Source organism: Priestia sp. P5 (assembly GCF_029522155.1).
GTDB classification, from domain to species: Bacteria; Bacillota; Bacilli; order Bacillales; family Bacillaceae_H; genus Priestia; species Priestia megaterium_E.
In genome coordinates, this window is sequence record NZ_JAKWFJ010000001.1 from 2891716 (window position 1) to 2917511 (window position 25796).

A 25796-nucleotide genomic window follows, 5' to 3' on the forward strand; every position below is an offset into this window, starting at 1 on the left:
TATCTTAATTCAGTTAGTTTGTTTATCCAATAAACTAACTTTATTTCATCATATACAAAATAAATATTTATTTCAATGTTTTTTTTAGAAAATTTAGTTATAATATTAGATATGATACTTTTGAATATCTAATTCAAGCTTCAAAAAAACACCAACTTAGTTCGATAGATAAACAAAGGAGTGGTTATTATTCAAATTGCAGATCAAGCTTTAGTAAAAAAAATGAATCAAAAATTAATATTAGATGAAATTTTAAAGAACTCCCCTATCTCTAGGGCAACTCTCTCTGAGATTACAGGATTAAACAAGTCTACTGTCTCCTCTCAAGTAAATACACTGCTTGAAAAAGATTTTATTTTTGAAATTGGGGCAGGGCAATCTAGAGGCGGCAGAAGACCTGTAATGCTTGTTTTTAATAAGAATGCAGGCTACTCGATCGGTATCGATATAGGAGTCGACTATCTTAACGGAATTCTAACCGACTTAGAAGGAAATATTATTCTTGAGAAGACTTCTGACTTGTCTAGTTCTTCTGCTAGTGAAGTAAAAGAGATTTTATTTGCACTTATTGATGGTTTTGTAACCCATATGCCAGAGTCCCCTTATGGTCTAGTGGGAATAGGAATTTGTGTTCCAGGTCTTGTAGATCGTCATCAGCAAATTATTTTTATGCCTAACTTAAATTGGAATATCAAAGATTTGCAGTTTTTAATTGAGAGTGAGTTTAATGTTCCGGTTTTTGTTGAAAATGAAGCTAATGCAGGAGCATACGGTGAAAAAGTATTTGGTATGACAAAAAACTATGAAAACATCGTTTACATCAGTATTAATGTCGGAATTGGAACCGGACTTGTTATTAACAACGAATTGTATAAAGGTGTTCAGGGTTTTTCTGGGGAAATGGGTCATATGACGATAGATTTTAATGGGCCCAAATGTAGCTGTGGAAATCGAGGCTGTTGGGAATTATATGCTTCTGAAAAAGCGTTACTGGCTTCGCTCTCTAAAGAAGAAAAGAATATTTCTCGAAAAGAGATTGTGGAACGCGCAAATAAAAATGATGTAGAAATGTTAAATGCACTTCAAAACTTTGGCTTTTATATCGGAATTGGATTAACTAATATTCTTAATACATTTGATGTAGAGGCTGTTATCTTGAGAAATCATATAATTGAATCTCATCCCATTGTTTTAAATACGATTAAAAACGAAGTTTCTTCTAGAGTCCATTCTTATTTAGACAATAAATGTGAACTATTGCCTTCTTCGTTAGGAAAAAATGCACCTGCTTTAGGAGCTGTTTCCATTGTTATTGATTCTTTCTTAAGTGTTAGTCCTATAAGTTAATTGAGTCAACGTAAAGGTTAGTAAACTATATCGTGTTTGACTTTAAGAATAAAGCAGCTATTTTCGATTACTAGATTTTCTATCAAGGGGAAAGAATTACCTTATTTTGATAAGAGTATTATTTCTGTCCCCACCCTCACCTCTTTCATCTCAAACAGCCAGTCACCTATCATAACGGCAACTGGCTGTTTATATGTTATTGGTAACCTGCTCTTTTCTGAAATACGGAGAGCCTTGACTTTTGGGTTAGTTTACCTACTTTTTAAATTATGAAGCATGTGTTGTCAAGGTAGTTATGACTTCCTTATATTCCTCTAGCTCTTTGCTCTGTGCAAGAGTGTTGATTTTCTCTAGCGATAAAAGAGAGCTCTGAATAATAAATGTGCGAGGCTCCGTATCATTTTGCAGTAATTCATCAGATATAAACGTCACAAATTCCAGACCCTTCTTTTGTTCCTCTTCATTTATTAGTTTGTTTTCAATCACCCGTTTTAACTTTGCGGTTACGCGCGTAAGCTCAGTCGAAAAATGACTTTCTGTTTTCTCATTAAATACCGCAGAGTAAACGGAAGGATCAAATAACTGTTCTTTTTGTTCTGCTACTTCGATTACGATTTCCTCTATACGCTTCATACAATAACGGACAATTTGTTCAATAGGCAATGGATAGTTTAGTGCTTTATTCATTTTAAATATATTGTTAAGCATTCCTTCTAGCAGCACAGCTCCATCAAATAAATAAGGAGAAGTCTTAGAGGGGAAAATCTCCTGAAAGCGTTCATATATCCAGTTGAATGTTGCTGCTTTTAACTCCTCTATATATTGAAATGTTTTGACCTCATTTAAAACGAGTGTACTTTCAATCATTTCAGGAATTTTGTTTTGCTCTGCAAAGCTCAGCATAAAAATTATCTGCTCTTCAAATAGCTTCTGATTATCTCCTTTATATTTAATGGCTACTTTTTCTCTTTGTAGAATAAGTGATTCTTGCAAAGACGAAAGTAATGAGAGAAACAGTTCGCTTTTAGATGAAAAATATTTATAAAATGTTCCTTTTGAAATACCGCTTCTTTCTAATATATCTTGTACCGAAGTGTCTACGTATCCTTTTTCCATAAAAAGCTGGTGCGTATGCCCTAAAATATCGAGCTGTTTTTGATTCATTGCTGTTGCTCCTCTGTTTAACTTTTTATTTAGTATAACCTATCTCTCTTTTCCTACGTAAATTTTATCCTTTTTCCTTGATAAACAAGTAAAAACAATTATATACTATTAGTACATTTTTATACTAAGTGTATAAAAATGTACTAATAGTATAGGTTAATTACTCGTAAAAAAAGCTATATCCGGCTACAACTATATGTAGAAAGGAATGTTTTTGTGAAAAACCTAGATAAAACCGTAGAAGATAAGGAAGTTTTAGACTTATTTAGTGGTAAGAGCCGCGAAAATCCATTTGTGTTATTTTCGAAAATGCGGAAGATGGGAGCTGTTATTCCTATCCCTTCTCCGATGGAAGAAATAAAAACGCAGGCGTGGGTTGTGACTCGTATGGAAGAGGCTATGCAAGTTCTAAAAGGTCATCATCATTTTACGGTAGACCAAAGTTCTATTAACACACCTCATGATACACGAAAACATAAAGCTGATGAGTCTGATCCCCCTACATTTTTTGGCGGACAATCGATGCTTTCTGTTGATGATCCAGATCACCGGCGCCTACGCAAGCTTGTATCAAAAGCATTTACTCCAAGATATATGGAAAGCTTACGTCCGCGTGTACAAGAAATAGCCGATGAGTTACTCGATGAAGTACAGGACAAAGGAAAAATGGATCTTGTTAAAGACTACGCCTATCCGTTACCCATCAACGTTATTTCTGACATGCTCGGTGTTCCGAAAGAAGATAAAGAAAAAATTCACGGTTGGTCTGCTGCTATTGCAAAAGGACTGAGCCTAGGGAGAAGAGATCCTGGGGTGGATAAACAAATAAAAGCTTTTGGAACGTATACCATGCAGCTAGTAGATGCTAAGCGTAAGCATCCTGCCGACGACTTAACAAGTCAGTTAGTCGCGATTGAAGAAGAAGGAGATCGCTTGAGTGAAGGGGAATTGCTTGCAATGATTACGTTATTAATTTTTGCGGGTCATGAGACTACCTCAAATTTAATTGCGACCGGATCTTTAATGTTATTTGATCATCCTGAACAGCTGGAAAAAATTAAAGCCGATCCTGCTTTAGTAACTTCAGCTGTTGAAGAATTGCTTCGTTTTAACGGGCCAGCCACTATTTCAGGACCTCGTTATGCTACCAAAGATCTTGAATTGGGCGGTCAGCAGATTAAAAAAGGCGACATGGTAATTCCTGTCTTAAAGTCAGCGAATCGTGATGAGCAGCAGTTTATAGATTCAGAGGAACTTGATATTACGCGTACTATCAAGAGGCACTTGGCCTTTGGTCATGGTATTCATATGTGCTTAGGAGCTCCGCTGGCTCGTATAGAAGCAGATATTGCTTTTTCTACCTTACTAAGACGTATGCCTAATCTGCGCCTTTCCATTCCTCGGGAAGAAGTAAACTTACATTTTACACTAAGCTCACAAGGAGTAACTTCCTTACCCGTTATCTTTTAAAATATCTAAAAAGTACAATTCGATAAAATAATTATTGATCTAGCAAGTGACAGCTGCTTAGCTATGTAGCTGGTAGATTTTGAACCTATACCTACCTATTCTAAAGGAGGAATAAGATCATATGAACAAAGAAGTCATTCCCGTTACAGAAATTCCAAAATTCCAATCACGTGCAGAAGAGTTTTTCCCTATCCAATGGTATAAAGAAATGCTGAACAACCACCCTGTTTATTTTCATGAAGAAACAAACACATGGAATGTATTCCAATACGACCATGTTAAACAAGTCTTGAGCAACTACGAATTTTTTTCAAGCGATGGACAAAGAACCACTATTTTTGTTGGAGATAATAGTAAGAAAAAAAGCACATCTCCAATTACCAATCTTACAAACTTAGATCCTCCTGACCACCGGAAAGCACGATCTTTGCTTGCTGTAGCCTTTACTCCTCGCAGTTTAAAGAACTGGGAACCGCGAATCAAGCAAATTGCAGCAGACCTTGTAGAAGCGATACAAAAGAATTCCACTATTAATATTGTTGACGATTTATCTTCTCCTTTTCCTAGTTTAGTTATAGCAGATCTATTCGGCGTACCGGTAAAAGACCGATATCAGTTCAAAAAATGGGTAGATATTCTGTTTCAGCCTTATGACCAAGAAAGATTAGAAGAGATCGAACAAGAAAAGCAACGTGCAGGAGCTGAATATTTTCAATACCTCTACCCGATTGTCATTGAAAAGCGCTCCAACCTTTCTGATGATATTATCTCAGACTTAATTCAAGCCGAAGTTGATGGTGAAACATTCACAGATGAAGAAATTGTACACGCTACCATGCTGCTTTTAGGTGCAGGAGTTGAAACCACAAGTCACGCCATTGCAAATATGTTTTATTCTTTTTTATATGACGACAAGTCGTTATACAGTGAGCTGAGAAACAATAGAGAATTGGCTCCAAAAGCAGTAGAAGAAATGCTTCGATATCGGTTTCACATCTCCAGGCGAGATCGGACGGTTAAACAAGATAACGATTTATTAGGCGTTAAGCTAAAAAAAGGAGATGTTGTTATTGCGTGGATGAGCGCATGTAATATGGATGAGAATATGTTTGAAAACCCTTTTTCTGTAGACATTCACCGCCAAACTAATAAAAAACACTTAACGTTTGGGAACGGCCCTCATTTTTGTTTGGGCGCCCCTCTTGCCCGACTTGAGATGACAATTATCTTAGAAGCATTTTTAGAGGCCTTTTCTCATATCGAACCATTTGAAGATTTTGAATTAGAACCGTATTTAACAGCTTCAGCTACAGGTCAATCTTTAACATACTTGCCCATGACGGTGTACAGATAAAATCTATGTGCATGACAAAGTAGAGAAACATGAAAGAAGTCTATCTTCTCTCATGTTTCTCTTTTCCTTTATTATCTCGTTTAATTATTTATGTACCAAGTTTAGGAGGCCTTTAATATGATTTAAAGCAGACAGTGCCGAAATTTAAGTGACGATGAGCTGGTTAACGAAATATCAGCTATTGCCTTCTCTGCCTTAATACATCTTCTATAAAATAGTGATAGAAATAATTAATAAGAGCAGTGCCAATCGAGATGACAAAAAGTTGAAAACGCGTCATGTTGACCATTTTGTATACCTTTAGTTTTTCTGCCAGACTCGTCAAAGGATAAGCAAATAGATAGTCAAATAGGACGTTAATTAAAAAATATTTTTTGAAATTCCCATAGGTCAGCTTGAATACCCAAAAATTAGCTACAAAAAATGGTCCAAAGATAAAAGATATATCACTTGCAAGTTTAGGAAAAAGAGGTTTCCTCACTTTCCACCAAGTAAAGCTTTTAGATAGCTCACTGATAAAAGCAATAACCAATGAACTAAACGTTAAAACAGGTAGGTATCTTTTAAAGACAAACTTATCAACTTTTACTATAGACAGCCAAGGCAATAAAAGTACTGCCAAAAGCGTTAACTTTCCTTTCATCATGTACCCAACTCCTGCCGTTACGAAAATGTAAGCTAGATCATATCCTCTTTAGTTTGTGTAATAGGCTCTTTTTTATGTGTTTATTACACTGCGTTAGTTCTTTTATTCGCCTTTTATTACAAGATTTTTTACTTTCAGGAAATTATTGATTCTCATATTCTGCATGTGCATGGAGAAAATACGGAGGTGAATGTTTAAAAGGAGGAAATAAAAATGACTACAGTACGTGAAGTTATGACTAAAGATGTGAAAGCTTGTGCACCGCACGACCCAGTAACAGCAGCTGCAAAATTAATGCGTGATATTAATTGTGGTTCTGTGCCGGTGTGTCAAGAAAATCGAGTAATGGGAATGATCACAGACCGTGATATCGTATTAAACTGCGTGGCGGATGGAAAAGATTGCAGCACTGTGCATTGCCATGATTGTATGACTAAAGATGTAATTACTTGTTCTCCGGATACGGATATTCATGAATGTGCGCGTATGATGGCAGATCATCAAATTCGCCGTATTATTGTAGTGGAGAATAATAATATGGTTGGAATCTGTGCAATCGGCGACCTTGCGACAGTGAACGTATATGTTGATGAAGCCGGTGCAGCATTAAGCGAAATTTCTAATCAAGTTCATTAAAACTTTTTAGCATATAAATCCTTAATGCTTGTACAAAATAATCCTGTCTGCAAGGAGGTGCTAATATGCCAAATTTAAACGATAACAAATTTAAAAAGATTCAGTCTGAGAGTCAAAAGCAAGGAAAGTCTCAAGAAGAATATGCGGCTGAGCTTGACGCTAATCGTGCAAAAAGCCAAAAGAAAAAGTAACAATAAAAAAAGGATTACAATCGGCAGAGGCTCGTTTGTAATCCTTTTTGTCATCCCGTTTTGTTACAGGCTGCGATCAGTTATAAATGTATAGTGAGTATATGCTTCATACTTCTCACCTGGCTTTAATACACAAGAAGGAAAATGCTGATGATGAATAGCGTCCGGTAAACCTTGTGTTTCTAGGCAAACACCGAGGTATTTCTCTGAGTGAACTCCTCTAATTTCGAATTCTTCGTCTAGATGATTTCCCGTATAGAGAACAACTGAAGGCTGATCCGTTTTGACTTCTATTTTGCGGCCGCTTGCAGGATCAAATAATGACATCTGATTTTCAGCTTCTGCTTCTAAAAGAAATGGATGATCGTACCCTTTACCCACTAATATGTTTTGCGGATGTGTGGATTCCACACCTTCCTTGAGACTATGTCCTTCTTTAAAATCAAATGGGGTACCTGTGACATTTAGCGTTTCTCCAGTAGGTAAAAGATCATCATTCAACTCTAAGAATTCGTTACTTTTCATCTTCAAAACATGATCCAAGACCGTTTCTTTTAGATTTCCGCTTAAATTGAAATACGTATGATTTGTTAGATTGATAAGAGTGTCTTGATCTGTTGTTCCTTCATAAGAAATATGGAACTCATTTTTATTCGTTAATGTATACGTAACTTTCACTTCAAGGTTGCCGGGATACCCTTCTTCTCCGTCTTTACTTACATATGTAAATTCAACACCTACGTGATCACTTGCATCAATTGTTTTGGCATTCCATATTTTGTGACTAAATCCTTCTGATCCGCCATGCAAATGGTTGTTTCCTTCATTTTTCTCTAGACGATAGGTTTCATTATTAAGCTCAAACGATGCTCCACCTATACGCCCTGCTACGCGTCCGACCACAGCTCCGAAATAAGGAGAATACTTTTGGTATTCTTCTATTGAATCAAATCCCAATACAACACTTTCAATCTTCCCTTCAGAATCCGGCATTTCAATATTTGATATCACACATCCATAGTCAAGGCAGGTGATTTTAAGCCCTTCATCATTTAATAAGGTATAAGCATGTACAGCTTGATTGTTTAGTTCGCCAAATTTCTCTGAGTTCACTTTCACTTTTAATCAGTCCAATCCTCTTTTTATTCGTAAATTGCTTAACGGACCCTACATGTTATAAACATCGGATATGTTCATATAGTTCCCTCTGCAATCCTTCCTGAATCTTCATTATTCTCATTTTATTGTAATCGTGTACATTTCTTAATTCAAGCTTGAATGATAAAGGCTGGCCACTGTGTGTCATTGCTATTTCTTTAGTATTCCTAAGTATTCTTCCCAAGGTCCTACATCTTCTCTATATCGTTCTGCCATTACTCGAACAATTTGCGCAATATGGGTTAAATCATGAGCAACCCAAGTCGAGAGCAGCTCTCTGACTTTCACTTCCCCAAACTCCGGGTGTTCTCCTCTCACTTCCAGATGTTTTTCGTGCTTAACTAGCAGCTTTAGTTGATGTAAATTTTGTATTCTTATCTTTTTGAATTCAAGAATCTTCTCTTCAATAGAACTAGCAGATTCCTTGTTTAAATGGGCATAGCGGTCAAACGGAGGAAAAGCTCCCTCTTTTCCTTTTTGAAGGATAAATTCTAGCCTTGGTATCCAATTGTTTTTTTCTGCTTCTATTAAATGTTCTATGACTTCGGGGGTATTCCAGGTTCCTTCTCCTTCATTGCATTGCAGCCACCCTGGAGATAGACCAGACAAAAGTTTTTCAAGCGTTTGTGGCGTATGCTCAAGTATTTCAAACGCTTCTTTTAAATTAAAATTCATATCAATTCCCCTTTCTCAACGTAATGATGCTGAGCTGTCAGTTATGTAAATTCTTTAGAGATTATAGTCAATTTTACCATAATTCGCTTCTATTAAAGGAGCCAACTATTTTTCTAATTCCTTTTATGATGACTTAAAACAAAATAAGAACACATGTTTGGTTTTTCTCTAGAAATATGATAAAATATATATAGGCTAAAACGCAGTGAGTATCAGTCTGAATAGGCACTGCTCATTCGTAAAATAGATTTGCTAGCAACTTTTTCATCTTGAGCTTTTCGTGTGAATTGGAGTGAGACAACAGTGAGTAAAAATCAAAAGCGATGGACAAAAGAAGAAGATAGATTTCTTATCCAACATTATGGTGCTATGACGCTTCAAGAGATGGGTAAGCATTTACATAGAAGCAAGGAATCGGTTAATAAACGACTTACTCGATTAAATCTTCGTGCTTCGGATACAGCTTTACGTAAAAAATGGACGCTTGAACAAGATGCGTTTTTGCAGGAGAACATTGATATCATGAATAACCGTGAAATGGCACATTCCTTAGGCAGAAGTCCTTCTTCTATTGCTACGCGCATAAAAGTCTTGGGGTTAACTCGAAAAACATCGATGCGAAGATGGACGGTACAAGAAGACGAATATTTGCTAAAGTATTACGGAGTAAAACCACTTTCACATATATCAGCTAAATTACAGCGAAGTGTGCAAGCGCTAGAATCGAGGTTGAACCGTTTAGAAGTGTATGGAGCCAAAGCGCACGTAGGACACATTACAGCGTGTGAACTAGCAGCCTGCCTTGAAGTAGATGTTCATACAATTTACAAGTGGATTCATAAAGAGAATCTACCGTATAAAATGATCATCGCCAAGACCAGAAAATTTATGGGAATTGACATTCAATCTTTTTGGAAGTGGGCTGAACAAAGTAAATCGTGCCTTAACTTTTTTAAGATACCTAAAAATACGCTTATTCCAGAACCAGCGTGGGTGAATGAACAAAGAAAACTAGACTATGTAAAGCGACCTAAATACGAGCATAAAAAGTGGACAGCAGAAGAAGATGCGAGATTGTGGCGTATGTTTTATCAGGAAAAGCGCAATCAGCGAGAAATTGGGCAGCTGCTCGGGCGTTCAAGAAATAGCGTGCAGCGACGCTTAGAGCGTTTGCGTAAAAAGAAACTAGCGAGTTAAACGATAAAAAGCTTGGAATAAGCTATGCTTATTCCAAGCTTTTTTATTGATATGGCCTTTTGTTAAGCTTTAACTGCTTTTTCCCAATCTGCTGCAAATTTTTCCATTCCTTGGTCAGTTAACGGATGTTTTGCTAATTGCTCAATAACAGCGTATGGAATTGTGGCAATATGAGCTCCTGCAAGTGCTACACGCGTTACATGATCCGGATGTCTTACAGATGCCGCAATAATTTGAGAGTCGATGTTTTGAACGCGGAATAACTCAGCAATTTTAGATACCAGCTGTACTCCGTCTTCTGAAATATCATCAAGACGTCCTAAAAATGGAGAAACATATGTTGCTCCAGCACGAGCTGCTAAAAGCGCTTGGTTTACTGTAAAGATCAGGGTTACATTTGTTTTTACGCCTTTTTTTGCAAGGTAGCGCGTCGCTTCCAAGCCAGCCAATGTCATAGGCAGCTTAATCGTAATATTTTTATCTCCGTCGTTAATTTTAATCAGTTCTTCAGCTTGAGCAATCATGTCTTCAGCAGAAAGTGCGTCAGGTGTTACCTCAGCGGAAACGGATTCAACTTCCGGTACCATTTGAAGGATTTCTTCGATGCGGTCTTCAAATCTTACGCCTTCTTTTGCTACTAAAGATGGATTGGTTGTCACACCAGCTAGAACACCTACTTTGTATGCTTTCTTAATATCCTCAAGGTTTGCTGTATCAATAAAAAATTTCATCTCACTATTCCTCCTTATTGTTGTACATCAATCTGCATTTCAGCGTACGCGAACTATAGCCTAGCCAATTTGCTGCAGCACATATAGGTTTTCTATAGAAGCGTTTTCAATCTCTTTTGCAGTTAATACCTTTAGTTTTTCTAAAAATTGTATAGCGTCCACTCGGTCTTCAATGTCTTCTTCTGTACGAATATTCTCCGTTTTAATCTGATGGATACATTCGTTGATGACTTCTTTGTACGCATTCGTTTGGATAAACCATTCTGCTAACAGCGTTTTTGTTGCTTCTCTTTCTTCTTCACTTTTAACTGCAAACAAACTCTCTGTTTCCGTTTCACTCAGCATAAGGCTGCTAAAATCGTGATTCATACAAATCCAAAAATAACCTTTTTGACTATCGTAATACTTTCCTTCTCTTAAAAGAAAATACTTGATTCCAAATTTAATTTTATGAGATTGGTTCTCTGAACTCGGCATATGAATTTCTTTTATTTCTACGCTTTCTGATACATCCAGATATGTTTCTAAACCGTACTTTGTATTCACTACTTTTGCATCCAATATGTCCATCATCATTCTCCTTTTCTCAAATTCTATTTATTTTTATAAAAAACAGAGGTCTGATTTTATGTAATAACGAATCCAGTTTTGTGGACGTTTTTCTTAACCAACCGACATGTTTTACTGTTTACGCTTTCATTATATATCAGATTATTCGAAAAATCATCAAAAACAATCAAATTCATTCAAAAAAAGTCATAAAAACTTAAAAAAATAGTCAAAAAAGGTCATTATTCATTAAAAATAGATGAACTTTTATGTTGATTGCGTGCTTCAGTGCTTCTTAAGGTAATTACCTTTTCCAAAAAAACGACTTTTATTACATACCCTCTCTGGAAAAATATACTCATTCGTTTCACCGTTTTTTCACTTTAACATGATATCCTGTAGTATACTTTTGTTTCACGTGCTAATTCCCATGAATTTTTGCTATTTAAGGTTTTTCATTTTTATTAGTGGGAAAGTTACATAAATACAACACGTTATAGGGGGACTTTAACATGGATAAAAGAATTGAAACATTAAAAGAAAAACTGCCTAATAATCATAAGGAAGTTGCTGTTCTGACCTCTCATATTTTTGATGCGCTTGATAAATTAACAACTGAACATCGCAGATATGTTGATATTTCGGCAGCAGCCAAAATAAAGCCGAATCCGGATGAAGAGAAAGCTTTTTTTGATACCATTTATCAAGTGAAAACACTCATTATGTCAGAGCTTGAAAAAACTGTTGAAGATATTGAGCATAAAGGTGATAAAAACTGGCATAAGAACTATAAAGACGGAATCGAGTGATAGGTAAATAAGACGTTTAAAAGCCTGTGCTTTTTGGAGCACAGGCTTTTTCCCATGAAATTCTCTACATTCTACTGGCTCGATTTGGAGAGCTCTTGGAATTCAATCATTGAAGATTTAATACCGTTACTTTTTCACGAGTCATGGATTCAATACTTTTACGAATACCTTGAGCGCCCATACCGGATCCTTTTACGCCGATAAAAGGAAAATGATCAGGGCCGCGTTCTGTACGGCCGTTGATTTGAACGGAGCCGACTTCAATTTTATTTGCAATTGAGAAAGCTTTATTAATATCTTTTGTAAAAACGCTTGCTTGTAAGCCAAATTCTGATTCGTTTGCTATATCAACGGCTTCTTGATCCGAAGCGACGCGGATAATTGGTAACACAGGACCAAATGGTTCTTCCCATGCCACGCGCATAGTATCATTCACCTCATCTAAAAGCGTAGGATAGATAAGGTTTCCTTCACGCTTATTTCCAGTCACAACTGCTGCACCTTTTCCTAGTGCATCTGCAATTAAAATTTGAATAAAGTCCGCTGCCTTACTATCAATTAATGGAACGATTGTACATCCATCTTCAGGAGAACCAACTGATAGTTTATGTACTTCTTCTTTCAAAATATTTACGAGCTTGTTTGCCACTTTTTCATGCACAAGTACACGTTTAATGGCTGTACAGCGCTGGCCGGAATAAGAAAATGCTCCGCTTATAATATGTTTTGCTGCTTCCTGTAAATCTGCATCTTCACATACAATACCCGGGTCTTTTCCTCCAAGTTCTAGTACAAGAGGAATCATACCTGCCTTTTTAGCTAATTGAGTACCCGTATTTGTTCCTCCGGTAAACGAAATCATGTTAATGCCTTTATGTTCAACCAAGTAATCACCAATTACAGATCCGCGGCCCGTTACGACGTTTACAAGTCCTTGTGGAATACCTGCTTGATCAAGAGCTTCAATCATCTTAATACCGCTGATCGCTCCTTGCGTTGCGGGTTTGAAGATAACTGCATTTCCTGAAATAAGCGCAGGCGCCAGTTTAGCAGCTGACAGATTTACCGGATAATTAAATGGAGGAATCGCGAGGACAACTCCTAAAGGTACACGTTCAACAATGGCCACTTTAGACTTAGAGCCTCCAGGAAAACTATCTCCTTTCATACTTTCTCCGTTCATATGAAGGGATTCTTCAACTGTATAACGAATGAAATCTGCTGTGCGCACGACTTCATTCCTTGCATCTTTTAAGCTTTTTCCAACTTCTTTCATAATAATTTCGGCAATTTCACTCTGCATTTTTACCAGCTCATCTGCCCACTTATATAAATATTTGGCACGGTCTTGCAGAGAAGTTTCCGCCCACCCCTTCTGAGCTTTCTGTGCGGCATATACTGCTTCATCGACTTCATCTTTTGTGATAGCCTGCACTTTTCCAATCACATCATGACGATATGGAGAAACAATATCAATTGTCTGCCCTGATTTGCTTTCTTTCCACTCACCGTTAAGATAAAAAGAATAAGTTGATACATTTAATACCGTTGTTGTCATAAAAAGTCCCCCTTGATAAAAGTGAAATTTATTATCTGAATTTTCAGTCTTTTTAACGAATGAAAACTCTGTGAATATCTGAGCAAAAAAGAATTCTAGATGTATCCATTTCTATACCTTTTTATATCGCTTGTAACTTTCTTAAACTTGCTGCCTTTAAAGCAACAGCTTTTCTCTTTTCGACTCAAAACCAAAGCATCATATAATTTAATGAATATTTTGTATTTTTAATATATATAAATTTCTTTCATTCGTACAATACAAATAAGTTATCTCAATGATTAATAATTTTAATAATTTATATCCCCCCATACGAAAAAATTTTATGGATTCCTATTTTTTTAGGGGAAATGGGAGTTTTAAGCTCTCTTGATTATATTTATTTCTAGGAAGATATTTAAGAGATGTACTACTCTTTTTGTTCTATGTGTTGAGAAAATAAAATAAGGGTATAAAATAAATATAGGAAAATGAAGATGAAAGTAGAATATATATTCTAAAGGGAGGGATTTATTGTGATTGTTACTTTAGGTTTTGTGGCATCAATTATTGCGTTGTTTATGCTTTTTACTAACCGGACGTCCAATATCCCGGAAGAAATAATCCATGAAACAACAAATGTCAATAAAGAAGAGCAGTATATGTATTATATATAAAGCGTCTTAACAGACGCTTTTTTGTTGCACTTTTTACAAAGTCTATAGCGATTAGAAACGGCCCTCACCTATCATTTATCTTTATTTGTCAGTGCCTGATAGCCATAAATAGTTAAACAGAAACCAATAAATGAAAAAAAGATATGTTTTGGTTTAAAGTTGACTAACTTAAATAAGTCCAACTTTTGATACAAGTAACTTAGCGGAAAAGCAAATAGTGAATCCATAAGTAAATTAACCAGAAAAAATCGTTTGAAGCGGCCAAACGTAAAATGAAAGATCCACAGTGTCCCGACCAAAAAGGGACCAAAAATAAAACTGCTATCGTTTAAAATTTTCCCTTTCCACCCTCCTTTTACACTCCACCACTTGTAAGGAATAGCTAATGAACACATTCCAATTACTAACGATGAGGCAAAAAGAGAAGCGGGAAAATAGGTCCTAATTGATTTTTTTGGCATAAAAACAAGGGAAATCCATGGAAGAAGCAATTGAAGAATTCTAATGACATTGGGCATATTAGTAAATTCTCCTTTCTTATGTTAACATGCCTAAATGTAGTGGTATTATGCCTATATCCTAAAAATAGGATGAGCTCTATTACTCCTAGAGTTATTTACAACCGGTGGAACAATCATGATCAAGACAGTGCACGGATTCCAGCAAAACGGTTAAGAGTTAATTCTTTTTAAGTAAAAATATCTGAATTCAAAATACGACAGACTTCGACACTATCTATTTGTTACTATATTTTTTAGGTTATATTTTTAGATTTGAAGCGTTTTTACATAAAAAATTCAATAATTTAAGCCTTTAAAATGACGTGGCAAGTGGAGGAAACTTAATGTGTTTCAAATGTAGACTACTGCTGATAAAGATAGAATTTATACGAAAAATGATGATGATGATTGCCCTAGAAGAAGGGTTTACAAGTAGTAATACGATTAAAATCAGTCAGGATCTAGATGTATTGTTAAATCGGTTTGAAGCTACTTGTTGAAAAATGTTCGTTGATAACAGAAAAAGGATCTTTTAATAAGATCCTTTTTTGCTGTTGGTAGATAACTATTTGTTCCCAAAAAAATGAAAGCTGATGTTATTTAGTAGTACATCTTGATCGCTCGTTCATACTCTATCTAATCATTCTGTGCTTCAAAAAAATCCCACATCATTTGTGAGGCATTAGGACCTTTTGAATCAGTATCCGAGCCATTATCATTTCCTCCAGACCATGCATGCCCCATCCCCTCTACCATAATTTTTTTCATCCAGATTTTATTTTCTGCATCGACGTAGTCAGACATTATGTAGCTATAGTGATTTTCGTTGTCCTTTGGAGTATAAGAAACAGCATTTTCATGCAGATCGATATCAAAATATTTGTATGTATAGATCCACTGCTGCATTAATGTAGACGCATTAATTGGATTAACTGTGGTATCTGATTGACCATGAAACGTAATGATGGGAACAGGCCGTGCATAAGGTCCCATTTTCTTATAAGCTTCATCACCGTCAAGTTCAGGATTTAGAGATCCATATAGCATAACTTCTCCAGCTGTGATGAGGTCTACAGCATACGCATTACTGCCTGCTGAATGAATGCCTACCGCTTTGAATATATCAGGATAAGCAATAGCCATCACATTTGCCATAAAGCCTCCAGCTGACATACCAGCAAGGTATATATTAGTAGAATCAATCGCATATTTAGCGGTTATGTGATCCATCATATCTTTTATTATGTCCGGCTCTCCATTACCGCGAAACTGGTTATACTCATAAAACCAATTCCAGCACCCGTTGGAATTAGCAAAGTAATTCATTTGAGGATAGAGAACAATAAAACCTTTTTCTTCCGCTAGTTTATTCATCTCTGTACCCGCCGCAAAATCATCTGCATCTTGTTGACATCCATGAAGCATAACGACTAATGGTACTTTACTTAACCCAGTATATGTACTTGGAACATACACCTTGTAGGTAAAATAATCATCATAATTATACTCTTTCCAAATAGGTTGAAAGAACACGCTCTGTAATTCTATTAAAAACGTAGAAGCAATTAAAACTGGGTTCGTAAAAAAGGAATATAAAGTATTCACGAAGTTTACCCTCTCTCTATTTCTGATGTATATATTCTCTATTTCGTTATATCACAACATAATCCTTTTATTATGTAGGTGATCTTTTTATAATGCCTCTAATTATTTTTTTCTTCATTCTTTAGTCGTACAAATTCATATAGTAAGTTACGCTCTGCGTTGGATAACAACTTTAGTTAATTTTATTAAACTTAGTATAACGACTAGCCAATCAAAAAATTTTAAAAAGGAGTGTTCAAAATGACGAAAGCAAAGCCTAGTTTTAAACATTACTGGAATGAGATTATACGAGGACTTATTATCACTAAATAGTGTACAAATTCATAATGCAAAACTATAGAAAAAAGAATTCTATAGCAAGAACAGTCACTTAGTACGTTTAATACATGTATACGCGCGGAATACTAGAAAAGGACTGGCTATAAAAGCCCGTCCTTTTTTATGTTATCAAACGATTATTTATTTAACCAAAATTAAAAACTGATATTATTTGGCGGTACATTGTCTCCTTTGTCCTCTTTCTTGAGCTCAGATTCTATGTATGAATCTTTAGAGGACTCTCCCATACGCCAATAAACAAGAAAGCTGATGGCAATACACCCTGCTACATAGAAAAAGAAAATTGATTCATGGCCAATACTTTTTAGCCATAGGGCGATAAATTCTGCTGTCCCTCCAAATACGGCGACTGTAAGTCCGTACGGTAATCCTACACCAAGAGCTCGAATCTCTGTTGGAAAAAGCTCAGCTTTTACAATTGCGTTAATCGATGTATAACCTGTTACAATGATAAGTCCAACTGTCATTAATAAAAAGGCCATGACTGGGTTATGTGCTTGTTTCATAAAAAGAAACAGCGGTACAGTCAGCAATGTTCCCAAAATACCAAAGCTCATTAACAGAGGTCTGCGTCCAATTTTATCTGATAGCATACCTGCTATTGGCTGAATGACAACAAATACAAGCAGCGCACAGAAGTTAATCCAGCTTACTACCCCTTTATCTAGTCCTACACTGTTTACCATAAATTTTTGCAGATACGTTGTATACGTATAAAACGCAACTGTTCCTCCTAATGTTAAGCCAATAACGGTCAACACCGCTTTAGGATGCTTCATCAGTGCTTTAATTGTCCCTGCATTTTCACGGCTTTCAGAGTCCATTTTAGAAAACTGTTCTGACTCATCCATTGTACGGCGCAGCCATAAAACGCTTAGCGCGCCGATTGCTCCAATAACAAAAGGAATACGCCAGCCCCATGAAATCATATCTGCTTCACTAAGAACGTTTTGCAGAATAATTTGAACACCTAATGCCACCAGCTGACCAGCAACAAGCGTCACATACTGAAAGCTTGAATAAAATCCTCTTCGCCCGCTGCTTGCCATTTCAGAAAGGTAAGTTGCAGACGTTCCGTATTCTCCTCCTAAGGAGATTCCTTGCAGCAAACGCGCTAGTACTAGAATAATAGGAGATAATAATCCTATGGTGCCATAGTTAGGAGTACAAGCGATAATAAAAGAACCGCTCGCCATAATGGTAATAGATAAGGTAAGCGCAGCCCGACGACCATATCGATCCGCGTAGCGTCCCATTAATAAACTACCGATTGGACGCATTAAGAAACCGACAGCAAAGATTGCCGCTGTGTTAAGCAGCTGACTTGTTGAATCACCTTCCGGGAAGAATTGCGATGAAAAATAGACGGCAAAAGCAGAGTAAACGTACCAATCGTACCATTCAATTAAATTCCCAACAGATCCTTTAAAAATATTACTTGTAACACGCCTGTTGTTTGCAGCTTCACTGGTATGAGCCATGAGTGATCCCTCTTTTCTTTAAGTAGTATTTTCTTCTGTATGACTTTATAGATAAAGATGTAGCTTACTTTATAATTCCTTTTTCTTCATAATACTTTTTTGCACCGGGGTGCAGTGGTAAAGGAAGTTGTTCTACCGCTTTTGCTAACGTTATTTTTTCAGCAGAGCTATTTGTTTGCTCAAGCTCTTCTATGTTTTCAAACAAAGCTTTTGTCAGTTCATATACTTTTTTTTGCGGCATATCTTTATTAGTAATCAAAAGGTTTTTAACCATGACTGTTTTTGTTTCTGTGTTGACATCCTTATATGTATCAGCCGGAATCATCCCACTCCCTAGTGGCGAGTATGATTTTTTTAATTTTGCTGTCACTTCTTCAGGAACTGAAATCAGTTCAATTTCGTTCGTTGAGGCTAACTCTGTAATTCCTGAGTTAGGATATCCAGAAGAAAGAAAAGCTGCATCTGCGGTTCCATTTTTAATTCCTTCAATCCCTTCAGAAAAAGGTAGAAACCGTGCATGAAAATCCTGAGTGCTGATGTCCATGCTGTTTAGAATCCTCATAGCCAATACCTCTGTACCACTGCCAAGCGCTCCTACTACCACGTTTTTCCCTTTTAAATCTTGAAGCGTATGAATTCTAGCCGACTTCAGAGCTACAATTTGCATATAGTTTGGATATAAAGAAGCTATTGCTCTTACATTGGATAAATCTTTCTTATTAATTACGGCTTTTTCTTTTCCCCCAGAACTTGCCAGCATATCTGCCATCGAAAAGCCGAGCTCGGCTTTTTTTTGCGCAATTTTACTAATATTTTCTACAGAAGCATCCGTTGTCTCTACGCTGGCTTGGATTCCTAGCTTTTCTCCATAAACTCTGGCTAGAGCATTGCCTAACTGAAAGTAAACACCTGTTGGTCCTCCTGTTACAATAGTAAGCGGTTTATCGTCAAACCCTTCACTAGCCTTTGCGTTAGAGTCAGTGCTGTTTTCTTTTTCCTTATGAATAGTTAGTAAATCTCTATTTAAGACGGCTATGATAAATATTAAACAGAAAACGAGCGCCACCCCTATATATCTTTTCATTTATTCACCTCTATTTCCTTTAATGTGGGCGCTTACAATAAGTATGTTGCAATTTTCGTGCCAACAAAAAAACGCTTAAATGGCAGAGGAACTGACAAGAACACGGCAAAAAATGCCGGGTAGAAACGGAAATATGTTCCTACTCGGCATTTTTTGCCTCCTTTTGTTGAATTGTGCGGTAAAGATGAAGTTTGTTACGGATACTTCGTTCACTGATACCGAGTGCCTGAGCTGTTTTTCTGCGGTTGCCTCCACACTCTTCAAGGACTGATTCGATAATTAGCTGCTCGGCTTCTTTCATCGTGTAGTTAATTGGAATATTAATTAATGTTGTTTCTTCGGTGAAATTCTCATTCTCATAGCGTGACAAAGAAGTCTCTTGTTCGTGTTGAACGGTTATAGGTAAATCTTTTTCCGTAATGGTTCCACCTTTGGCCATCGCAACGGCATATTCAAGGATGTTTCCTAGCTGTCTTATATTTCCGGGGTAATCATACGTTAAAAGCTTTTTATACGCATCTGAAGAAAGTACACAAAGCGGTTTCTCCATTTCTTCTGAGTATTTTTGCAAAAAGTATGGAATAAGAAGCGCTATATCTTCCTTTCGTTCACGTAATGGCGGTAATGTGATAGGGATGACATTTAAGCGAAAATATAAGTCTTCGCGAAAGCCGTTTTCTTTTACCATACGATTCAATTCTTTATTAGTGGCACTCACAATACGAACATCTACTTTTCTTGTTTCAGATGAGCCAAGAGGCGTTATTTCTTTTTCTTGTAAAAATCGAAGCATTTTTGCTTGCAACGACGGAGGCATTTCACCAATTTCATCGAGAAAAAGAGTTCCCCCATCAGCTGCGGCTACTTTCCCGCTTTGATTGCGAGTAGCTCCTGTAAAAGCGCCTTTCACAAAACCAAAAAGTTCACTTTCAAGCAAAGCCTCTGGAATAGCCGCACAATTAACGGAAATAAACGGTCCGTTTGTTCGCTTTCCCTGCCGGTGGATCCCTCGCGCTACTAGCTCTTTTCCAGTGCCGCTTTCACCAAATATAAGTACGTTCGAATCAATGTCTTTTACTCTATTAATAATCGAAAAAACTTGTTTCATAGCTGCACTTTCACCAATCATTTGATCGTAGCCTTTTATTTTCTCAATCGTTTCGCTTAATTCACGAACTTTATCATGAAGCTCCTGGTGTTCAAGCGTTTTTTCAATTAATATATGAAGCTCTTCAATATCAAGAGGCTTTGTAATGTAATGGTAAGCTCCTCTTTTAATAGCTTCTATAGACGATTCAATCGTCCCGTAAGCCGTCATCATAATAATGGATGTTTGAGGCTGAATGTCTTTAATTTTACTTAGCACTTCAAGCCCATTATATTCGCCGAGTCGCCAATCCAGCAAAACAACGTGCACAGGCTGACTGCGTAAAAATTGATAAGCTTCCGGTACTTCTGTAAGATTGGTCACTTCGTAGTTTGTTTCTAGAGCAAAACGAAGAGATGAACCAATAGCAGGTTCGTCATCGAGAATGAGAACAGTCGGTTTCATATGAATGGCCTCCTTTTTCTTTCGTAACAGGCAAGACAATCGTAAATGTTGTACCATTTCCTTTTTTTGTTTGCATCGTAATTTCTCCATTATTCTCTTCTATCCACTGATAGCATAGTGATAAACCAAGACCCACTCCCTGCTTTTTTGTTGTATAGAAAGGTTCCATAATATGTGGGACGTCTTTTTCATCTATGCCTTTTCCTGTATCACTAACATCAATAAAACCCAATCCATTTTCTGTTACAGCCCTGATAGAGAGCTCCTTACGAGGACTGCTTTCCATCGCGTCCAGCGCATTTAACATCAGGTTTAGCATAATTTGTTTAATTTGATCGGGATCACTGTAAAGACGCATACCCGGTTCAATATCAAGAGATAAGTGAACCGCTTTCTTTTTTAACGTAGGGCTAATAATAACCGCTACAGAGTTTATAAACGTTTCTACGTCAAAAGCTATTTTCTGCGGGTATTTGGGCCGAGCATAGTCTACTAAACTTTCAACAATACGATTCATTCTTCTTAGTGCTTCTGGAACGTGCTTGGACAATTCTTTTCGAAACTCTGGATTTTCATATTTATTTGGCAGCAAATCAATAAACGTTTTTACGGATGTAAGCGGATTACGAATTTCGTGTGCTACCCCTGCGACCAGCTGACCTAACGCACGCATTTTCTCTTGAGTTGCTAACTTCTTCTCAAGCAGTCTTTCTTCAGAACGATCGGCTAGTGTCAGTAAATAACCGTTCATTTTAGTTGTATCTTCATAAAGCGGAATTACTCGATACAATACAAAATAGACTTCTCCATTTTGTTTGTGCTGAATTTCTTTTGTAAATGGCAATGCCATTTGCGATTGCTTTATCGGTTTATACATTTTAAAAATTTGCTGAATAAGCGGATGTTTATGAATATGACTAGATTGAAATGTTTCATCCTTTATAAGAAGAATTTCCTTTGCCCGTTGATTGATAGTTGTAAGATTTAGCGATTGATCAAATGTAAGAATTCCATAATACATATGGTTAATAACTTGTGTCTGAAATGCATGCGCCTGTGAAATTGCTTTTTGCTGAATCTGCAGCTTTTGATTCGCATCAGCAAGCGCCGATGTACGTTTTTTTACTTCTTTTTTTAATCGCTTGTTCCAAAGATATATGGTAAATAAACTACCTAGTGTTAAGACAACTATAATAAGAAGAAAAATAATCCAATTGCGCAATTCTTTTAGGCGTTCTTCTGAAGAAGAAACAAACCATTTTCTATATAGTTCTTGATATGTTCCATCCGCCTGCATACGTGAAATTGAACGGTTAATGATCGATAAAAATTTTGTGTTTTCAGGTCGGGTTGCAACCGCAAACTCTGAAGGTATTCCTACATTATCGAGTATAGTGTACTGTCCTTTTTTCTTTGATTTCTCAAGATAAAATTCCGCGGTCCACTTGTTTGAAAAAAAAGCATCAGCCCGATTTAAAAACAGGAGATTGAGCGCATCCTCTGGATTTAAAGCCACTTGAAACTCTATGTTTCTTACATTCATCAGCAGTTCAAAGGAGATTTTATCTTCCCGCATGGCAACTGTTTTGCCTCGTAAATCGGTTAAAGATGTAACCGAGGATTTTAATGAGTTTGGAATGACTACGGCATCTGCCATCGTAAAATATGGATCGGAAAACTTAAACACTTGATTTTGATTAGCCGAATACTCCAAGCCCATAATGGCATCAATTTTACCTTCTTGCAGTGCTTTTGTTGCTTGATAAAGATCCATTGGAATATATGTAAATTTCACATTCTCTTCTTTCACTATTTGATTGAGCATATCAATACTAAAACCAGTAAATACTCCTTCATCGTTCACGTAAGAAAAAGGCGCAAGATGTTTTTCTCCAGCAATGCGGTATGTCTTTTTTTCGGCTGCGTAATTTGCTTTTTTATTGGGTACAGTTTCTGCTTTTACAGAAACCGGAAGATAAGCTAGAAATAAGATAATAGATAAAATAAAACAAAACGGGCGGAGTGTAACATACATAAGATATAGCTGTCTCCTTTTAAAAAACCTTTAGTTAAGTAGATGAAAAATGTCTTTTATTATTATGTATTTCTTAAGGTATTGGAATTTCAAGAACTAAAATAAAATGATATTGAAATATTCTGTCAATCTTTTTTATAAAGAAAAGCCTCTTTCTAGAGGCTTTTTGTTATCGCAAACAAAACATATTTGTTCGGTAATTAATATTCTTTTACTCTCGGCCTTTAGCTTCTTTGATGTTAAGTTGTATGTAATGTAATTTTAGCTCTATAAATATAATGAGCTGCTAAATGTATTATATCATATTTTGAGTGCCTTTTATTTGCTTTCGTTATTGGTCATCTTGCAGCTCTCTTTTTCTTGCAATCCAAAATTTATCTCATTGAACTTTAAATTCACACAAAAAGTGTTCCACTCCGAGATATTTTTCGCCTAAACTTGTTATTTGGAAGCCAAAATTAGAATAAAAGTCTACTGCCTCTTTATCTGTCTCAGCAAAAATAGAATGTATATCATAGTTCTTACAAAGAAAGCTAATCATGCTGCTTCCTATTCCTTTCCCTCTCTCTTTTGGTAAAACAGCTATATGCTTTATAACAGCTTCCTTGGCGTTAAGAAATTCAACTCCTATACAGCTAACTGTTTCTCCATTTACTTCAATACTATATAATTTCCGACTTGGCAAACACGTGTATTTTTTATACTCCTCATTAACCTTCTCTTCTAAAGTTGCATAAGATAACAGCTTTTTTATTGTTGGATTCACTGCAGTTGAAGTAATTTCTTTCACCCTAGCACCTCTTTTCACTATTATCTTATGAAGAACTAGTTTATTTTTTTAGGACCTTGCGGCTTGCTCTTACATACCAAAGAATAAACTATACGAAGTAATGAATGAGAAGAAATACGCCAAGCACTGGAGCGGCAGCTAGCATAAGGTTTATAGAGTTTGTAATTCTCCACTTCTTGTCTATTTTTGATTCTGTGGAAAGGTTAGCTCTCATTCGATCACCGCTTACAGCTGCTCCAGATATGATAAGAGCTAGCCCCACTAATATAATGAAAGCGGTGAAAAGTACTGTTTCTGAATTTACGTTAGCTATTGTACATGCTACTAAAAGAATAAAAGATAAAATGAACCCACCAATAATTGATTTAATCATTTCTGTCTTCCTCCTAGTTTTTTTATAAAACCCCACATATTATCTATATAATATCATTTTTCTATATTTTTACTTTTATTTTTGTTATTCCAACAGTAATTAAAGCAGCTAAAAAAGCGAAACGCTTATGTCTAAGTGCGTTTCGCTCAAGGGAACTACATTTCAACTATCTTTTGTGATGTCTGCCGGACGTATACGAATTACTTTTGATAAGTCACTTAGTGGTAACTGTATCTGATGACCTACACGCCCGCCTGAAAAGTAAATCGTTTCACAGTCTTCTGCGGTAGAGTCAATGAAGGTTGTGAACTGCTTTTTCATTCCGATAGGAGAACACCCGCCGTGAACATATCCTGTAAGAGGCAACAGTTCTTTTTGAGGAATCATTTCCAAAGACTTTTCACCAGCTGCTTTTGCCGCTTTCTTTAAATCAAGCTCCTTTTCAACCGGTACCATGAAGACATAATGTTCTTTTGATTTTCCTACGGTCACAAGTGTCTTGAAGACTTTAGCAAGATCCTCTCCGAGCGAAGTAGCTACCTGTACCCCACTCAGCTTTTTAGTGTCATAAGAATAATAGTTGTACTCAATTTTTTTCTGATCTAAAATTCGCATGACATTCGTTTTATCTGCTTTTTTACCCATAATTATCACCGATACCATCATAACACGTTTTGTTTTCATATCACCATATATTAGGATAGGTAGGTTAGTAAGGGTTATTTTGTTTATAAAAATATTTTAGTTGCTTTCTTTTAAATCGGCATATGCATCAGCTACTTCTCCAGTTTGCGGATTTACTGTATAAAAACCATAAAAAGCTTCGTGTTCCGTGGAATCCGCTGTTGCTTCTTGATATTGATAGACACGTATTGAATAATTCCCTTCTGGAGTATCCCCATCATATACATAATGCATATTATCCATTGATAAACTCAGAAATTCTTTTACACGCTGTTCTGCCTCTTCGTGTGTCAACAGATTTTGTGATTTTCCTGATGGAATTTCTTCTGTGCTTGATTCTTCGCTCTTTTCTTGGTCTTGTTTCTCTTCTTGGGCATCTTCTGAAACCGTATTGTCGTTAGTGTTCTCTTCTTGTGGCACTATATCACCTCTTTGATATCTACCTTCGTAGTACACACCTATCCCTCCAGCTCTTGAACAATTAGAAATCTCTTCAACTTGGATATAACTCTTATGGTTAGTCATCTTAATCATACAACCGCTTTCTATATCATCCGTTGTTTGAGTAGCGACATTCCCTTCAATCTTCGCAGTTCCTTCCACGTCCCCTGCGCTTACAAGTCCTGTACTAACATCTTTTGGGTTATCTAAGTGATTCGAATTTAGTTTGAATTTAAACGTATTACCTTTTAGATTAGTAATATCTATTCCAGCAGGATCAGTATCAATATTTCTGCTCCACGTGCTACCCCAGTCAACTCGACTAGGTGCTGATTCAGTTTTTTCTGCTGCTTTCGTAGAATTTTCTTCCTGTTTATTCCCTTGCTTTGAGGAGTCTTTCTCTTTTTCTGCGACTTTATTTGTTTCTTCATCTGACTCTTTCGTAGCATTATCTTGAGGCTCTTTCTTCTTGATTGCTTGGTTACCTTCTCCTGTTAGTTCTGCATTTTTCTTCATTGCGTTCTCCTCAGTTGCTTGACTGCTTGTAGCAGCTTCCTTTTCATCTAAAAAATCACACCCGGTTAAGCTACCTATACATAACAGTAATGAAATCCCCAAAACAAAAGATTCTTTTTCCATCCAAAAACTCCTTTTTATGTATATTTATAGAACTATATTATCATTAAAATATTCGTTTTTTATATAAAAATGAATCTAATATGCTAAATAATGACTTTTCTCAACCCATTGAACCTACTGTTTTTACAAAAA

At 36.4% G+C, this 25796-nt stretch carries 26 protein-coding genes; 9 read left to right on the forward strand and 17 right to left on the reverse strand.

What is annotated here, in order from left to right; genetic code table 11:
- The first annotated feature begins 189 nt into the window (after window positions 1-189).
- The gene (xylR, locus tag MMB69_RS15365) at window positions 190-1347 is read left to right on the forward strand and encodes a transcriptional repressor XylR (RefSeq protein ID WP_264409239.1); all 1158 of its coding nucleotides are present in this window, start codon (window positions 190-192) and stop codon (window positions 1345-1347) included.
- A gap of 267 nt (window positions 1348-1614) precedes the next feature.
- Here xylR and MMB69_RS15370 read toward each other — a convergent pair whose 3' ends face one another.
- A complete protein-coding gene (locus tag MMB69_RS15370; RefSeq protein ID WP_221782619.1) occupies window positions 1615-2511 on the reverse strand; it encodes a TetR/AcrR family transcriptional regulator in 897 nt (298 codons plus the stop codon).
- Between the two features lie 216 nt (window positions 2512-2727).
- Between MMB69_RS15370 and MMB69_RS15375 the strand changes: the two genes are divergently transcribed.
- The gene (locus MMB69_RS15375; RefSeq protein ID WP_115653642.1) at window positions 2728-3981 is read left to right on the forward strand and encodes a cytochrome P450 family protein; all 1254 of its coding nucleotides are present in this window, start codon (window positions 2728-2730) and stop codon (window positions 3979-3981) included.
- 121 nt (window positions 3982-4102) lie between these two features.
- On the forward strand, window positions 4103-5335 hold the full coding sequence (locus MMB69_RS15380) for a cytochrome P450 (RefSeq protein WP_269870932.1): 1233 nt from the start codon (window positions 4103-4105) through the stop codon (window positions 5333-5335).
- A gap of 178 nt (window positions 5336-5513) precedes the next feature.
- Here MMB69_RS15380 and MMB69_RS15385 read toward each other — a convergent pair whose 3' ends face one another.
- Window positions 5514-5981 carry a hypothetical protein gene (locus MMB69_RS15385; protein ID WP_277447953.1) on the reverse strand — a complete coding sequence of 156 codons (468 nt, stop codon included), beginning with the start codon at window positions 5979-5981 and terminating at the stop codon, window positions 5514-5516.
- 213 nt (window positions 5982-6194) lie between these two features.
- Here MMB69_RS15385 and MMB69_RS15390 point away from each other — a divergent pair, with 213 nt between their 5' ends.
- Together MMB69_RS15390 and MMB69_RS15395 are read left to right on the forward strand one after the other, a co-directional pair.
- Window positions 6195-6617: a CBS domain-containing protein gene (locus MMB69_RS15390; protein WP_098249947.1), complete on the forward strand. Its 423-nt coding sequence runs from the start codon at window positions 6195-6197 to the stop codon at window positions 6615-6617.
- Between the two features lie 65 nt (window positions 6618-6682).
- On the forward strand, window positions 6683-6808 hold the full coding sequence (locus tag MMB69_RS15395; protein ID WP_013056562.1) for a hypothetical protein: 126 nt from the start codon (window positions 6683-6685) through the stop codon (window positions 6806-6808).
- Between the two features lie 63 nt (window positions 6809-6871).
- Here MMB69_RS15395 and MMB69_RS15400 read toward each other — a convergent pair whose 3' ends face one another.
- A complete protein-coding gene (locus MMB69_RS15400) occupies window positions 6872-7927 on the reverse strand; it encodes an aldose epimerase family protein (RefSeq protein ID WP_269870934.1) in 1056 nt (351 codons plus the stop codon).
- 189 nt (window positions 7928-8116) lie between these two features.
- Complete coding sequence (locus tag MMB69_RS15405; protein WP_269870935.1) at window positions 8117-8641, reverse strand: DinB family protein; 525 nt, start codon at window positions 8639-8641, stop codon at window positions 8117-8119.
- A 303-nt stretch (window positions 8642-8944) separates the two neighbouring features.
- Here MMB69_RS15405 and MMB69_RS15410 point away from each other — a divergent pair, with 303 nt between their 5' ends.
- Window positions 8945-9838, forward strand: coding sequence for a sigma-70 RNA polymerase sigma factor region 4 domain-containing protein (locus MMB69_RS15410; RefSeq protein ID WP_269870936.1), 894 nt, complete (start codon window positions 8945-8947; stop codon window positions 9836-9838).
- Window positions 9839-9900: 62 nt separating this feature from the next.
- Here MMB69_RS15410 and fsa read toward each other — a convergent pair whose 3' ends face one another.
- Entirely contained in the window at window positions 9901-10569 is a 669-nt protein-coding gene (fsa, locus tag MMB69_RS15415; RefSeq protein WP_013082751.1) for a fructose-6-phosphate aldolase, read from the reverse strand.
- 60 nt (window positions 10570-10629) lie between these two features.
- Entirely contained in the window at window positions 10630-11139 is a 510-nt protein-coding gene (locus MMB69_RS15420) for a hypothetical protein (RefSeq protein ID WP_269870937.1), read from the reverse strand.
- Between the two features lie 491 nt (window positions 11140-11630).
- Between MMB69_RS15420 and MMB69_RS15425 the strand changes: the two genes are divergently transcribed.
- On the forward strand, window positions 11631-11927 hold the full coding sequence (locus MMB69_RS15425) for a hypothetical protein (RefSeq protein WP_269870938.1): 297 nt from the start codon (window positions 11631-11633) through the stop codon (window positions 11925-11927).
- A 106-nt stretch (window positions 11928-12033) separates the two neighbouring features.
- Here MMB69_RS15425 and MMB69_RS15430 read toward each other — a convergent pair whose 3' ends face one another.
- Complete coding sequence (locus MMB69_RS15430) at window positions 12034-13485, reverse strand: NADP-dependent glyceraldehyde-3-phosphate dehydrogenase (RefSeq protein WP_277447956.1); 1452 nt, start codon at window positions 13483-13485, stop codon at window positions 12034-12036.
- Window positions 13486-14000: 515 nt separating this feature from the next.
- Here MMB69_RS15430 and MMB69_RS15435 point away from each other — a divergent pair.
- Window positions 14001-14141, forward strand: a complete 141-nt coding sequence (locus MMB69_RS15435) for a hypothetical protein (RefSeq protein ID WP_162871464.1) — start codon at window positions 14001-14003, stop codon at window positions 14139-14141.
- Window positions 14142-14212: 71 nt separating this feature from the next.
- Here the strand turns inward: MMB69_RS15435 and MMB69_RS15440 are convergent, their stop codons facing one another.
- Entirely contained in the window at window positions 14213-14659 is a 447-nt protein-coding gene (locus MMB69_RS15440) for a hypothetical protein (RefSeq protein ID WP_014460569.1), read from the reverse strand.
- A 326-nt stretch (window positions 14660-14985) separates the two neighbouring features.
- Here MMB69_RS15440 and MMB69_RS15445 point away from each other — a divergent pair, with 326 nt between their 5' ends.
- Window positions 14986-15141: an aspartyl-phosphate phosphatase Spo0E family protein gene (locus MMB69_RS15445; protein ID WP_016763750.1), complete on the forward strand. Its 156-nt coding sequence runs from the start codon at window positions 14986-14988 to the stop codon at window positions 15139-15141.
- A 136-nt stretch (window positions 15142-15277) separates the two neighbouring features.
- On the opposite strand, the gene MMB69_RS15450 is transcribed toward MMB69_RS15445, so the two are convergent.
- The 9 genes from MMB69_RS15450 to MMB69_RS15490 all read right to left on the reverse strand — a co-directional run bounded on the left by MMB69_RS15450 (window position 15278) and on the right by MMB69_RS15490 (window position 25664).
- Complete coding sequence (locus MMB69_RS15450) at window positions 15278-16246, reverse strand: extracellular catalytic domain type 1 short-chain-length polyhydroxyalkanoate depolymerase (protein WP_269870940.1); 969 nt, start codon at window positions 16244-16246, stop codon at window positions 15278-15280.
- A gap of 473 nt (window positions 16247-16719) precedes the next feature.
- The gene (locus MMB69_RS15455) at window positions 16720-18066 is read right to left on the reverse strand and encodes an MFS transporter (protein WP_269870941.1); all 1347 of its coding nucleotides are present in this window, start codon (window positions 18064-18066) and stop codon (window positions 16720-16722) included.
- A gap of 64 nt (window positions 18067-18130) precedes the next feature.
- Complete coding sequence (locus MMB69_RS15460; protein ID WP_221782601.1) at window positions 18131-19150, reverse strand: TAXI family TRAP transporter solute-binding subunit; 1020 nt, start codon at window positions 19148-19150, stop codon at window positions 18131-18133.
- Between the two features lie 139 nt (window positions 19151-19289).
- On the reverse strand, window positions 19290-20702 hold the full coding sequence (locus MMB69_RS15465; protein WP_277447958.1) for a sigma-54-dependent transcriptional regulator: 1413 nt from the start codon (window positions 20700-20702) through the stop codon (window positions 19290-19292).
- The gene (locus tag MMB69_RS15470) at window positions 20674-22737 is read right to left on the reverse strand and encodes a transporter substrate-binding domain-containing protein (RefSeq protein ID WP_269870943.1); all 2064 of its coding nucleotides are present in this window, start codon (window positions 22735-22737) and stop codon (window positions 20674-20676) included. Before MMB69_RS15470 ends, MMB69_RS15465 begins: the two co-directional genes overlap by 29 nt.
- A 379-nt stretch (window positions 22738-23116) precedes the next feature.
- Entirely contained in the window at window positions 23117-23527 is a 411-nt protein-coding gene (locus tag MMB69_RS15475) for a GNAT family N-acetyltransferase (protein WP_277447959.1), read from the reverse strand.
- Between the two features lie 88 nt (window positions 23528-23615).
- Window positions 23616-23900, reverse strand: coding sequence for a DUF5316 family protein (locus MMB69_RS15480; RefSeq protein ID WP_221782593.1), 285 nt, complete (start codon window positions 23898-23900; stop codon window positions 23616-23618).
- A gap of 162 nt (window positions 23901-24062) precedes the next feature.
- Window positions 24063-24545: a Cys-tRNA(Pro) deacylase gene (ybaK, locus tag MMB69_RS15485; protein WP_269871068.1), complete on the reverse strand. Its 483-nt coding sequence runs from the start codon at window positions 24543-24545 to the stop codon at window positions 24063-24065.
- Window positions 24546-24641: 96 nt separating this feature from the next.
- Window positions 24642-25664 carry a hypothetical protein gene (locus MMB69_RS15490; protein ID WP_269870945.1) on the reverse strand — a complete coding sequence of 341 codons (1023 nt, stop codon included), beginning with the start codon at window positions 25662-25664 and terminating at the stop codon, window positions 24642-24644.
- Window positions 25665-25796 lie beyond the last annotated feature (132 nt).